Genomic DNA, 14,753 nt, shown 5'->3' on the forward strand with positions numbered 1-14,753 from the left:
AAGCCACGGGTTAGAGCGGTTGTTGTAAAAGACGCTGTACGACTTATTGACGCCAGAATGATGGCAATCTACCATCGCGCCATCAAATTGATATCAAATTGTGATTTCGAGGGATCGAACAAACTATTCGCCAGCGGTTCTGCGATCGTTTTTGCCACGCTTTGGACGTTCTGACCGAGGCGCGCATTTATCCCCCCTTTTTGCTTGTTCTCTCACTTGGCCCCGTGTTTTGGCCAGGCGGGGATCGCTTTGCCTGTTGATTACCCAGAACTCACTCGCCTGTCGCAACGAGAGCTCAAACATGGACGTTCGCCAATACGCCTTCCTCGCTGGTCAGCCTTCTGCTGACGTGAAAACCCGTGAGTCGTTTCTGGGCATGCCCAAGCGCGGGCTGGCGTTCCTGCTGGCGAACGTCATGTTCTGGCAACCGATGTGGGCGCAGGCCGACGGCATTGTCGTGGCCAACCCGAATACCGGGCTGGATCGGGCCGGCAATGGCGTGCCGATCATCAACATCGCCACGCCCAACGGCAGCGGGCTGTCGCATAACCAGTTCCACGATTACAACGTCGGCGCGCAGGGCGTCATCCTCAACAACAGCTCGACGCAAACCTCGAACACCCAGTTGGCCGGGCACATCATCGGCAACCCGAACCTGAAAAACAGCGGCTCGGCGCAAGCCATTCTCAACGAAGTCATCAGCGGCAACCCAAGCCAGTTGCGCGGTTACACCGAAGTGGCGGGGCAGTCGGCGCGAGTGATTGTCGCCAACCCGTATGGCATCACCTGTAATGGTTGCGGCTTCATCAACGCGCCGCGCGTGACGCTGACCACCGGCAAACCGGTGCTGGATGGCGCGGGGCGGCTGGATCGTTTTCAGGTTGATCAGGGTTCTGTGGCCATTGAAGGCGCCGGGCTTAACGCGACCAACGTCGACCGCTTCGAAATCATCACCCGTAGCGCGAAGATCAATGCCGAAATCCAGGCGCAGAACCTGACCATCGTTGCCGGGCGCAACGACGTTAACGCACAGACCTTGAACGTCACGGCCCGCGCCGATGACGGCAGCGCCAAACCGCAACTGGCGATTGACTCCTCGGCGCTGGGCGGGATGTATGCCGGGGCGATCAAACTGGTCGGCACCGAGGCCGGGGTCGGCGTGAAGCTCGACGGTAAACTGATCGCCAGCGGTGGCGATATTCAGCTTGATGCCAATGGTCAATTGAGCCTGGTTGATACCTCGGCCACTGGCGCGGTCAACGTCAAGGCGGCCAGCCTTGATGCGCGCGGCCCAGTCTATGCCGGCACGACATTGAACGTGCAGACCCAAGGCAATCTGACCAACCGCCAGACCCTGGCTGCCCGCGACAGTATCAACCTCAGTGCCAGCGGTCAGCTGACCAACGCCGGAGTCATCGAGGCCGGGGTCAACGCCGACGGCAGCCGTAACGCCAACGGTGATCTGAGCCTGAGTGCGCAAAACCTCGACAACACTGGCAAAAGCCTCATCGCCGGCCGCAATCTGACAGTCAGCACTGCGCAAACCCTGAGCAACCAGGGCGGCACCCTCAGCGGACAAACCACGGCGATCACGGCGGGCACCCTGGACAACCGCAATAGCGGGCGCGTACTGAGCGGCGGCACGATGAACCTGAATGCCGCTCAAGTGCTGAACAACAAAGGCGTGATCAACAGCCAGACCAGACTGACCGGCAACATCGGTCAATTGATCAACCGCAATGGCGAACTCAGCGGCCAGACCGACGCAGTGCTGACGGTCACTTCGCTGGATAACGTCGCCGGCGTGATGACCGCCGGGCAGTTGCTCGACATCACCGCCCTCAGTGCGATCAACAACAGCAACGGCGGCCGGATCGGCGCCAGACAAGCGCTGACCCTGCGCGCACAGCAATTCGACAATAGCCAGCAAGGCCAGTTGACCAGTGAAGGCACGCTGACCACGCGCATCAGCGATCGCCTGGACAACCAGAACAAAGGCCTGATCCAGGCCAACGCAGCGATGGACCTGCAAGCCACGCGCCTGGATAACCGCGTCGGCAAGATTTCCAGCCTCAACACCCTGACGGTTACCAGCGCCAATACGGACAACCGCAGTGGCACGATTCGCGCTGATCAGGCGGCGAAACTGTTGATCGGTGAACTGGATAACGGCGACAAGGGCCGCGTTGAAAGCAAGACCACACTGACGTTCGAGGGCAACACGCTGGACAACCGCAATGGCGGTCTGCTCACCTCGACCGGTTTGCTGAGCCTCAAGGCCAACAATGTCACCAACGATGGCGGACGGATTTCCGGCAAGGGCGATGTCGACGCCAACATCGACAGCCTGAACCAGCAGGGCGGTGAACTGGTTGCCGAAGGCAACCTGTTGCTGACCGGCAAGACGCTGCAGAACCATCAGGACGGTCTCGTCGGCTCGCTCAAGACCCTGACGGTCAACGTCGACCAGATCGACAACCGCGGCGGCTCGCTCTCCAGCCAGCAGGACCTGCACATCAACGGGTCGCGCCTGGACAACAGCGAGGGCGGCAAGGTGTTGTCCGACACCACGCTGGAGGCGAAAGTCGCGCAGATCATCAACGCCAGCAACGGCCTGATTTTCAGCAAGGGCGCGAGCACGCTGAGCGGCATCGGTTTGAGCAACGTCGCCGGGCGGATCGTCAGCCAGAAAACACTGGGGCTGACCTTCGGCGAGGCCGTGGATAACCAGCAAGGCCTGATCAGCAGTGAAGGGCAGATGACCCTCAACCTCGGCAGTCTCGACAATCGTCTGGGCAAACTGTCGAGTATCGAATCGATGGCGCTCACCAGCGGCGGCGCTGTATTGAACCAGGGCGGTTTGCTCGCCTCGCAAAAGGGCCTGACATTTACCAGTGGCAGCCTCGACAACAGCGACACCGGCATCATCAGCGCCAAGGCCGATTCGACGCTGACCACTGGCGAATTCAAGAACCTGCGCGGCGGCAGTCTCGCCACCGATGGCACGCTATTGCTCACCGCCACCCACCTGGATAACTCGGGCGGGACCATCGGCAGTCAGCAGAACCTGGACGTATCGGTCACTTCGCTGGAGCAGGACGGCGGCGAGCTGTTCAGCAACGCCGATCTGACCGTTGACATGCACAACGGTCTGCTCGACAACCAGCGCGGTAACATTCATGCGCCGGGTCAATTGCTGTTCAAGAACCTCAATGAGGTGAACAACAGCGCTGGTGAGATTTCCGGCGCGAAAGCCTGGAGCGTCAACGCGCAAAGCCTGAACAACGATGGCGGCAAACTGCTGAGCAACGAAAAGCTCACGCTGATTGTTGAGCGTGCCCTGAGCAACATCAAAGGCGTGATCGCCTCAGCAGGCATCGAAGCGCGCAGCGCCAGCCTGGACAATACCCATGGCGAAATCCGTGGTCGCGGCGACGTTGATTTGAGCGTCACCGGTCTGTTCGATAACCAGGACGGCGTGGTCATTGCCGACAACGGCCTGACGCTCAAAGCCGCGTCTCTGGATAATCGCCAGGAAGGTCTGGTGGGCGCGACAAAAGCGCTGAACCTCACCGTTGACCGTATCGACAACCGCAGCGGCGAACTGTCGAGCAAGGCCGATGTGAGCCTGATCGGCGCCTGGCTCGACAACAGCGACAGCGGTTACATGCTCGCCGGCGGCAATCTGGCGCTGACGGTTAATGACGTCATCAACCGCAACAAGGGGCTGCTGTCCGGTGACAGCGGCTTGACCCTGACGGGCAAGACCCTGGAAAACAGCGGACGTCTGACCAGCCAGAAAGATATCGCAATCAACCTCTCTGCGGGGCTGAACAACGGGCAGGGCAGTGTCGTCGGTGAAGGGGCTCTGGCGATCAACGCCGACAGCCTCGACAACAAGGCCGGCACGGTCTCCAGCGCTAAAGCGCTGACCATCGACACCCGTGGCGCTGTCAGTAACCAGGGCGGCAAACTGCTGACCGACAGCGACCTCACGCTCAACAGCAGCGCGCTGGATAATCAGCAAAAAGGCGCGATCAGTGGCAAAGGCAAACTGAGCATCACCACCGGCGACCTCAACAACAGCCAGGCCAGCATTTACTCCGCCGATCAATTGCACATCGCGGCCGGCCAGGTGACCAACACCGCCGGCAGTCTCGGCGCGGCCAATTCGCTGGTGGCCAATGTTCGTGGTCTCGATCAACAGGGCGGCAGGCTGTTCAGCAGCAATGCTGATGTCAGCGTCGATCTGAACGGCGGCGCGTTGAACAACCAGGGCGGCGTCATCAGTGCACCGGGTCAGTTGTTGTTGAAGAATCTGGCTGACGTAAACAACCGTGGCGGCGAGATTTCCAGCGAGCAGGCTTTCGAACTGCTCGCCAAGTCATTGGATAACAGCGGCGGCCAACTGCTGAGCAATCAGAAACTCACCCTGCAGATCGACAACGCGCTGACCTCGATCAAAGGCAAGATCGCGGCGGCGGCGCTGCAGGTTCGCGCGGCGAGTCTGGATAACAGCGGCGAAGGTGTTTTGCTCAGTGACAGCGATATCGACGTCAAGGTCGATGGCCTGCTGAACAACCAGAACAAGGGCAGCATCAAGGCCGCGCAACAACTGACCCTCAACAGCACCGGCCTGAATAATCAGGGCGGCACGCTGGTGGGTGTTGCGGGCGTGGCGATCGATCTGGGCGCCACCGCACAGGATCTGAATAACCAGGACGGCCTGATCAGCAGCAAGGGTTTGCTAAGCATCGCCCACCTGCGTGACCTCAATAACCAGAACGGCGTGATCAACAGCAAAGGCGTGTTGAGCATCGATACGCTGCGCAATCTGAATAACCAGAAGGGCGAGATTTCCAGCGTCAACAGCTTCAGTTTGAAAGGCAACAGCCTGGACAACCGTGGCGGCAACCTGATCAGCAACGATCAACTGACTCTGACCGCTGCCGAGCTGAAAAACCAGGGTGGTCTGGTCTCCGGCTGGAACGGCGTGAGCGTCACCGGCGGCACCCTCGACAACAGTCAGCAAGGCAGTGTTTCCAGTCTGCTCGGCAACACCAGCATCGACCTCAGTGGTGCGCTCACCAACCACAGCAAAGGTGGCGTGGGCGCGAAGGGCGAAGTGAGTATCAAAGCGGCCAGCCTCGATAACAGCAACGGCACGGTCAGCAGTGGCGGCAAACAGACGCTGGCCCTGACTGGCGGCACGCTCAGCAATGCTTCCGGCGGCTTGATCGAGAGCGGTGACGCGCTGGACGTCCGCGCCGCATCGCTGGACAACAGCGGCGGCAGAGTCACTGCGAAAAAAGCCCTGACCTTCACCGGCACGCACCTGAACAACAGCAATGGCAGCCTCGTTGGCGATGACAGCGTCAGCCTCGACCTGCTCGGTGCCCTGACCAACGTCAATGGTGCGCTGGGCAGCAGCGGCCCACTGCTGATCAAGCGTTCCGCCAGTGTCGACAACCGCGGCGGGCAACTGATCAGCCAGACCTTGCTGAACCTGGTCACCAGCGGTGATCTGAACAACAGCCAAAGCGGCACCGTGTCGGCCAACAGCCAACTGGATCTCACCGCTGGCGGCACTCTGCACAACGACACCGATGGCCTGATCTCCAGCCGCGATGCCGGGGTGAACCTCACCGCTGCGGCGCTGAACAACGCCAAGGGCGCTGTGCAAAGCATGACAGCACTGACCGTGAATGCGGGCAGCGGCGCCATCGACAACCAGGGCGGCAAGATCATCGCCCAGAACGGCGACCTGACCCTCACCGCCGCCAGCCTCGACAGCCGTGGCGGTGTGCTGTCGAGCCTCAAGGGTTTGCTGCAGACCCGCCTGACCGGTGTGTTGCGCAACGGCCAGGGCGGCAAGATCGAAGGCAGCCGCCTCGACCTGCGCGCACTCGGTGGTATCTACAGCGACGGCGGGCGTATCGCCGCCAACAGCGGTGACATCCTGCTCGATGCCGGTGTCGGCACGCTCGACAACAGCGGCGGCGGGATCTACGCCCGGGGGCAGGTGAAAGCCACCGCCGGCTCGATGAGCAACAACGCCGGCCAGATCAGCGGCAATGGCATCGACCTGGGCGTCAACGGCAACCTCAGCAACCGCAGCGGCCTGATCGAAAGCGCCGGCACACTAGCGATTCGTGCTGCCAACCTCGATAACCAGGGCGGCAAACTGCGCGCGCTGGGCGCTGGCGGCAAAACCGATTTCCAGATCGGCAGCCAATTCGATAACCGCAACGGTCTGGTGGAAACCGCCAACAACGACTTCAATCTCGCCACGCCGAGCCTGCTCAATGCCGGCGGCTCGATCACCCATGTCGGCGTCGGCGAATTCGGCATCTCGACCGCCAACGTCATGAACGCCGGCGGCTCGCTGGTGACCCTTGGCGGCCTGACGCTGAACGCGGACAGCTGGACCAACAGCAGTGTGATTCAGGCTGGGCGGTTGACCGTCAATGTCGGCAATTTTGTGCAGACTGCGAGCGGCCAGTTGCTTGCTTCCAATCAGTTGATTGGACGTGGCGGCAGTTGGAACAATGACGGATTGATTGCCAGCAGTGGCAATTTCGATATCCAGTTGAGCGGCACTTATGGCGGCAACGGTCGGCTCAGCAGTGTAGGCAATCTTGGCCTCACCGCGTCCGGAATCGAACTGAGCAGCGCGGCCAGCATCACCGGTGCGACGACCGCCACGATCACCAGTCGCGGCAACCTGACCAACCTGGGCCGACTGACGTCGGCAGACAGCCTGACCGTCAATGCCGCAGCGCTGACCAACAACGGGACGCTGGGCAGCGCCGGCTATCTGCGCGTCAACACCGATTCACTGCTTAACCAGAACGGGCTGATTTTCAGTGGCGGCGACATGGCCTTGCGCGTCGGCACGCTGACCAACCGCTACGCCGACATCTATGGCATCGGCAACATCAGCATTGCCCGGGACGACAGCAACGGCTGGAGTTCGTCGATCAACAACGTTTCAGCGACCATTGAAAGCGTGGGTGATCTGAGTCTGGCGGCGGATCACATCGAGAATCGCAAGGATGTGTTTGAAGTGGCTGCCGGGGGCGGGCTGATCTCCGGGGCGATTGGTGTTCGGTGCGAAACCTGTACTTCGTTCTCCAACATTTTTTACGAGACTCGCCTGCCGAGCCACATGGTGTGGATTGAAAAATACCACTCAACCATTGTTCAGGATTCGGCTTCCGGCACGCTGACGGCCGGGCGAAACCTTACTGGGAATGGTCGGGAGTTCATCAATAACGCCTCTGTCGTAAGCGCCGGGCGTGACATGACAATCAACGTGCAGAACTTCACGAACCAGGGAGCGACTGTCGGGGACTACACCGTCAGTCGCTGGTTCGCCGCGCCAGGTCGGCATGACGTGTTTTTCTGGAGGGACGTACTCGCCTATAACGCTGCCAATGATCCGGACTATGACTCAGGAAAAATGGGGGTCTCGGACGGCAAAATCAAAATGATCCCGAACCTCCACACTTGGGACATGAACAACGTCGAAACGTTGACTACGGTCGGCGGGCGTCATACCGGTAGCGAGGCCGCCAACTTCTTCCTGTTTGGGTCGATCCTTCTAGACTACGACGGGAAATTGCCTTTCCCTGCACCGAGCTACGACAGCGGCGTGCGCACGGAGGCGCCGGCTGCGGTCAAGAACGCAGCGTTCTCCAAAGTCACCACTATTGAAAGCAGCCCGACGGCCAATGCCAACGCAGTCGTTCAGGCCGGCGGCACCGTCTATATCAACGCGACCAACAAACTGGACAACGGCGTCGTTCGCAACGGTAACGCCGCTGCCGGCGGAGCGTCTCGCCTGGGCTCCACGCAACTGGCGGGTCAAGTCACCCCGACAGTCATCCGTATCAACGCCCAGCTTCCTCCAGACCTCGCCCAACAACAGGTCAACCCACTGGCCTTGCCGGGCTTCACCCTGCCGACCGGCGACAACGGTCTGTTCCGCCTCAGCCGCAAGGACGGCAGCGAGCAAACGCTCGTAGCCGGCAAGGACTGGACGATCGGCTCCATCACGGCCGCACCCTCGACACATGCGGGCGGCATGCCGGTCAGGCATGCAACAGACCTCCAGTTCGATAAAAACGATCCAGTCTCGGTGAAGAATCGTGAGCTGGCATTGGCCAGCCGTCCTTCGCTGAATCTCAACGACAAGACGGCTGTCATCAACGTCAATGCCGCTGCCGGTGACGGGCCGGTTGGTGTGCTGATGCCCCCTCGTGGCAACGTTTCTTTCGACGTTCCACGCGTGCAGGCCCTACCCGATACCAGCGTGCGCTCCAACCCGCACAAATATCTGATCGAAACCAACCCGGCGCTGACCAACCTCAAGCAGTTCATGAGCTCGGACTATCTGTTGGGCAAGCTCGGCTACGACCCCGACACCAGCGCCAAGCGCCTGGGCGACGGACTGTTTGAACAACGCATGGTGCAGCAGGCCGTGGTGGCCCGCACCGGCCAGCGCTTCATCGACGGACAGACCTCCGACGAAGGCATGTTCAAGTACCTGATGAACAACGCCATCGCCAGCAAGGATCAGCTCAACCTGTCGGTGGGCGTCACCCTGACCGCGCAACAAGTGGCGGCACTGACCCACGACATCGTCTGGCTCGAAGAGCACGAAGTGAACGGTGAGAAAGTGCTGGTGCCGGTGTTGTACCTGGCCCAGGCCAACAACCGCCTGGCGCCTAACGGTGCATTGATCCAGGGCGGTGACGTGACCCTGATCGCCGGTGGCGACCTGAATAACGCCGGTACGCTGCGAGCCTCCAACAACCTGTCGGCCGAAGCCGGTAACAACCTTACCAACACCGGTCTGATCGAAGCGGGCGAGCGCCTGACACTCAAGGCCGGCAACGACATCATCAACAAATCCGGCGGCATCATTTCCGGCAAGGACGTCAGCCTCACAGCCACCAACGGCAGCGTGATCAACCAGCGTGACGTGACCAGTGTCGATGTCAATCGCGGTGGCAACGTGTTCCACCGCGACTACCTGGACAACGCCGCGCGAATCGAAGCGGCCAATGATCTTACGGTCAAGTCCGGCAAAGACATCAACAACATCGGCGGCGTGCTGAAAAGCGGTGGGGACATGACTCTCGATGCCGATCGCGATGTGAACATCACTTCAGTGCAGGATCGCAGCACCAATGCGCGGGGCGGCAGCTACCTCGATCAGACAATTACCCAGCATGGGGCTGAAGTGACATCAGGGCGCGATCTGTCGATCAGTGCCGATCGGGATGTGGCGGTTGTGGCCAGTCGGCTGGATGCCAAGCGGGATCTCGCTGCAACCGCAGGCCATGACATTGTCATCACTTCGGCCGCCGACGAGAGTGACTACGTATCGCGCAGCAAGAAGCGCGCGAACGAAACCCACAGCATCACTCAACAAGCATCCTTACTGAACGCCGGACGCGATATCGCGCTGAACGCGGGTAACGATCTGGGCATCATCGCCAGTCGGATCAAGGCTACGGAAGATGTCAGCCTCGATGCGGTGCAGGACATTACTGTTGCCTCCGCAAAGGACGAGAGTTCGTCCTATTACTACAAGAAGAAAAACGGCTCGTTCGGGCGCAGCAAGACGACCGAGCGCCAAAGCTATGAAAGCGAGAACGTCGCTTCGGTGATCGAGGCGGGCCACGACCTGACCGTCAACACCTCGAAGGACAACGATGGCGCTGTCACTCTCGATGGTGGACGCAACGTAACCATCATTGGCAGCCAATTGAAAGCTGGCAATGATCTGGTAGTGGGGGCGACTAAAGACGTGTCCGTGCTTTCTGCCACTGAAGAGGCGGGCAACTACAGTAAGAAAACCAAGACCGGTCTGTTCGGCATGTCCAGCAGCGGAAAGAGCCAGCTGCAGACCACCGTCACCCAGATTGGCAGCGAACTCAATGCTGGCCACGACGCCGTGGTGCTGGCTGGACGCGACGTGCGTCTGAACGCCAGCCAGATCAATGCCGATAACGATGCCGAGCTGCACGCGGGGCTGGTGGACAAGGAAGGCGACATCACCCTGTCGTCAGCCGACGATCAGGCCTACAGCCGAGCCGAGGAGTACAAGAAAAAACTGGGCCTGTCGCTCAAGGACACCATCGGTCTATTCGCGGGTACGCCGGGTGCAGGAGCTGACATCACCCTCAATGCATCGCACAAAAACGGGCGCGAGGTCATCAGCTCCAACAGTGTCGGTAGTCAGGTCAATGCCGGTCACGATGCAATTCTCGACGCAGCCCGTGACATCAACATCATCGGCAGCGGCATCAGTGCCGATAACAACGCTTCGCTTGACGCCGGACGCGATGTCAACGTTGTCGCGTCGATCGATAAACAACGCAGCAATGAGTGGAAAACCGATAAGAGCTACGGCATCAAACAGACCATCGACAACAATGGATTCACTACGTTTGTCGGTAACGAGACGATCAAACACGGTGTCGACAGCAGTGGCTACACCGCTGCCGGTAGCTCCATCGATGCCGGGATGAACCTCAATGTAAATGCCGGTCGTGACATCAACCAGCAAGGCTCCGATTTTACGGCGGGAAACAACATCCGGCTCAAGGCCGACCGCGACATCAATATCGATGCCAAGGAAGAAGCCAGCGAAGTCACCATTCGTGACAGCGTGAAACGCAACGGGACGACCACGACGGTTGCCTACAACATCGGCAATACCATTGACGGCCTCAAAGGCACGGGCAAGGGTGAGGACGGGGTCAGCAAGGGCTCCAGCGTGCTGAAGTCGGTCGACACCCTGGATCAATTCTTCAGCGGGCCGAAGTTTGACGGACATGCCGGTGCTTCTAGCGTCAGTTCCAGCAGCACGCAGACTTCGGTGACTCAACGTCCGTCGACATTGTCGGCGGGAGGCGACATTACCGTTGATGCAGGGAACAACGTCAATGTGAGTGGCAGCCAGTTCAATGCCGGTCGCGACATCAACGTCAAGGGCAAAGACATCCGGTTCGATGTGGCTCACGGTTCCGAGAACACCGAGGATCATTCGACCCAAAGCAAAGGTGGCGTGAAAGGCGGCACCACCGGCGGCTTCAAACTCGGTGTAGGGGTCAGCAACGCCGGTAACGTAGGCGAGTCCGCGCAGGGGAATTCGACGACCGCTCAGTTGAATGCTGGCGGCAGCATCAATCTGGATGCAAAAAACGATCTGACACTGGTGGGTACCCAGGTCACCGCAGAGCGTGACATCAAGCTCAAGGCCGGTAACGACCTGAACATTCTGTCTTCACAGAATGCCTACAGCAGCTCGAATGATCGACGCAGTTGGGGGGCCGAGGGCGGCATCATCTTTGGCCAGCAAGGTTTCGGCATCTATGGCTCGGCGAATGTGGGGATCGGTGACCTCAACCGTGAGGGTGTCAAGCAGCAGGAAGCCTATCTGTATGCCGGCAACAAGTTGAGTTTCGAGAGCAAGGGTGACACCAACATTGCGGGCGCCACGCTGCGTGGTGATGAAGTCATCGGCGATGTCGGTCGAAACCTCACCGTAACGTCGGTCCCGAACACCGGCAAGGTCAGCGGAAAAGAACTCGACTTGAGTATTACCGGCTCTTTCTATGGAGCGAGCGGTTCCGTTGGCTATGGCAAAACCACCGGTAAAACCAATTGGGTCGAAAACCAGACGGTCATCAATGGCAAGAGCAATGTCGACATCCGCACACAGGACCACACCCAGTTGGACGGTGCGGTCATCACGGCTGATAACGGCAACCTGAAGCTCGACACCGGAACCCTCGGCTATCGCAACATCACCGGCAAGGACAACGAGCACGGTTACTACCTCAATGTCAGCGGCAGTTATAGCCCGGGCGGTGACGCCCAAGCCGATAAGCCCAACAAGGGCATGGAGGGGGACGCCAAGAAAAGCTGGGCGGTGGAAGGCTACAAATACGACAAAGATCGTGAGCAAACCCTCAATGCCACCGTCGGCGCGGGCCAGATCATCGTACGCAACGACAAGGTCACCGGACAGGATTCCACGGCCGGGCTGAATCGGGATGTGAATAAGGCTTACGAGGTCACCAAGGATGAAGAGCATCGTACGGATCTGTATGTCAGCAGTAGTTCAATTGATGCAGTAAGACACCCTGTTGCAACGCTCGATAAGTGGGAAAAGAGCGTTACTGACTTTACCAAGAATCAAAAGGATCAAGCAGCTCAGATAGCCCTGATTTTGGGCTCCATAGATAATGTCTGGAATGATATTCAGGCACAGCACGTAAATGCCGATGATGTTTCGAAAAATTTCATTGAGAAGTTTGGAGAGAAGCGCGCGCTCACGATAACCAAGAACCTGGTTCGTGCCGGACTTGACCCAGAGTTACTGGAAACCCTTGATCCTAAAATTGTTCAGGCTCTAGTCGATTTTGAGGCTCAAGCCGCAGCCTACGATGGCAAGTTGAAAGACTGCATCGAAAACAAAACGTGCAAGGTAAATCAACAGGATAACTGGAGGCTGGGAGAGGTTCTTGAAATCGGTGAAACGGGCATCAGTAACCTTCCTCGAAATGCGGGTGAGGCACTACTTGCCCCGGTTGTAACGGCGTTGACACTAGCGGGCAAGATTCCCCCAGAACAGCTTATGGCCATCTCACTATCGATGCAGGCTTTGATGGGCCCGTTCAAGCTAGTCGTGAGTGTTACGGCGAGCGCGCTTAAAGGCTTGGTCAAAGAGCAATACGATGAGGCTATGGAGACCGCGGCTATCAAGTTGGCGGCCGCCGTGACCGGTCGCGAACTGGAATACATGAAGTACCTTCACCAGAGTGATAAGACGAATCCTGACTCTGCGCTGAAGGGAGATCCCTATGTGATGGCCACCAAGTTCCTCCTTGGTGCTGTTTTGGATGGGGTCACAGGCTTTGGCATCAAGACTGGTGGAAGAATTCTGGGTGTAAGTGGCAGCCCAGGACCCAGTAAGCCGCGAGTAGAAATCGATAAAGGGCCATCATTACCTGTCATTCCGGGTCGAGTGAAATCACGCGTCAACCTGAAAAATTCCGGCATGGATCATTTGATTTCTCGCCACCTTTCAGGTAAGTCGAATGCTAGCCAATTCTCTATCAGCGAAAAGGAGATTCGTACGCTTCTACAGAGCAAAACAGTAATAAATACGCCTATTACGAGAATTGTTGAAAGTAAGCAGGGCGACCGATATGTACGAGAAGTCAATGTTGGTAGAGAGATTGGGACAGATAAATTCAATGATGGTAAAAGCACATCTATAATGACCGTAATGACCGACAAATTTGGGAACTTGGTTACAGCGTTTCCGGGAGTGCTTGAATGATTTTTGATGAGGAAATTAAAAGGGAGCTGCTAGGGTCCAAGGAGGCACTGTTTTCCGGGGAGGAAAACTCTGCACTGTTGAGGATAATGCAGGAGAAGTTTCCAGAAGTTAATGTTGCGTTCATCTTGGACTGGGTTCCCGAACAGGCTGAGGATATTTATTGGGTGCTTATTGATGTCGGTCGGGTAGCAATTATTGAAGTTCCGCGTTCAGCCAAAACAATGCCGGGTGGCCCTTTGGTCGAAGTGCGGTCGATTGAAAGTTATAATGATAAGAAATTATCGAAAAGGGCGCGAAGGAAGTTGAAGGTTGCCCTTGATCTTATTTGTTTAGAGGTGTGAATTACATTTTTTCAGAAAAAGGTAGGAAAAGAGGATGGATTCTGAGAGATCCCCACAAGCCTACTGAAAAGGGGACGGATTTATAATAAATCTGAGAATCATCTGGCCGGCCTCCCCACGTCGCGGAGGTGGCGCAAAATTCAACGTAAATGGGGACAGACCACGTTTAGAAAGTACTGCGAAAACGTAGTCTGTCCCCCGTTTTACGCTTCTTTCTTCAGAGAGGGCGGGGGATGCTTCTGCAGTCATTGAGTACAGCAACGATGTTTATTAAGTTTGATAAGTTGATAGATTTATTTGCTGATGAGGAGCATCCAAGGGACTATTGGTCTGACGTCGCCATTGTCAGCGCCTCCGAGATGCTGGATCGCTTCTCTGATACTGATTGGCTGGAACTCTTCTCGGTTGTAGACAGCAGGAGCGATTTTTGGGTGTTACGGGTGTGTGAAATGTTGGGGGATTCCCCGGATAAAAGAGCACTGGCCTTATTGCTTAAGGTGACTTCACGTAATGGCAGTGTAATTTACGCCGCATTGGAATCGATCAGATCAATGATCAGTCTCGGGCTCGACGTGTCGGCGTATGCAGATCAGATCAACGCGGCGAATGAGCGTGGTAAGCATACGACGGGCAGAGTGGGTTTACTTCCGGTTCTCCATTGAAAGTTCGGTCTGTCGTGTCCCGAATAATGAAAGACCCTTTCCGCAGGAAATAGAGTGATTACTGAAGACTTTGAAATCGTCAAAGCAATTTTTCAGCTGGTTGAAGGCGGAATTGTTCACGGTTATGACGCCTTTCGATACAGCGTTGAGTGGGGTGGTAACTATATGGAGGAAGACCTCGCCGTTGAAAAAAATGGTTCAGAAATCTGGGACGCTGAGACTGATTTCAACCATTCGAAAATCTATGCGCTTGTAGAAAAATTACACGCGAATGCGGTTGCTCGCGGCGAGCCATGGATATCCTTTGTTCTGTCTTATCGCGAAGGCGAACAAGTCAAAACGAAATTCGACTACTAAACGATGATGCGTATTCCAGGCATCCAGGAT

4 protein-coding genes are annotated in these 14,753 nt (G+C 57.6%); all 4 read left to right on the forward strand.

The features are described from left to right. Positions 1-301: 301 nt before the first annotated feature. The 4 genes from E3Z29_RS10175 to E3Z29_RS10190 all read left to right on the forward strand — a co-directional run bounded on the left by E3Z29_RS10175 (position 302) and on the right by E3Z29_RS10190 (position 14,723). Positions 302-13,363: a hemagglutinin repeat-containing protein gene (locus E3Z29_RS10175; RefSeq protein WP_134785695.1), complete on the forward strand. Its 13,062-nt coding sequence runs from the start codon at positions 302-304 to the stop codon at positions 13,361-13,363. Further along, complete coding sequence (locus tag E3Z29_RS10180; RefSeq protein ID WP_098967734.1) at positions 13,360-13,704, forward strand: hypothetical protein; 345 nt, start codon at positions 13,360-13,362, stop codon at positions 13,702-13,704. The genes E3Z29_RS10175 and E3Z29_RS10180 overlap by 4 nt, the downstream gene beginning before the upstream one ends. 233 nt (positions 13,705-13,937) lie before the next feature. Next, positions 13,938-14,366, forward strand: a complete 429-nt coding sequence (locus tag E3Z29_RS10185) for a hypothetical protein (RefSeq protein ID WP_127646219.1) — start codon at positions 13,938-13,940, stop codon at positions 14,364-14,366. Between the two features lie 54 nt (positions 14,367-14,420). After that, positions 14,421-14,723, forward strand: coding sequence for a hypothetical protein (locus tag E3Z29_RS10190; protein WP_134785696.1), 303 nt, complete (start codon positions 14,421-14,423; stop codon positions 14,721-14,723). The last annotated feature ends 30 nt before the right edge of the window (positions 14,724-14,753 follow it).

The organism is Pseudomonas sp. S150 (assembly GCF_004526365.1).
GTDB classification, from domain to species: domain Bacteria; phylum Pseudomonadota; class Gammaproteobacteria; order Pseudomonadales; family Pseudomonadaceae; genus Aquipseudomonas; species Aquipseudomonas putida_A.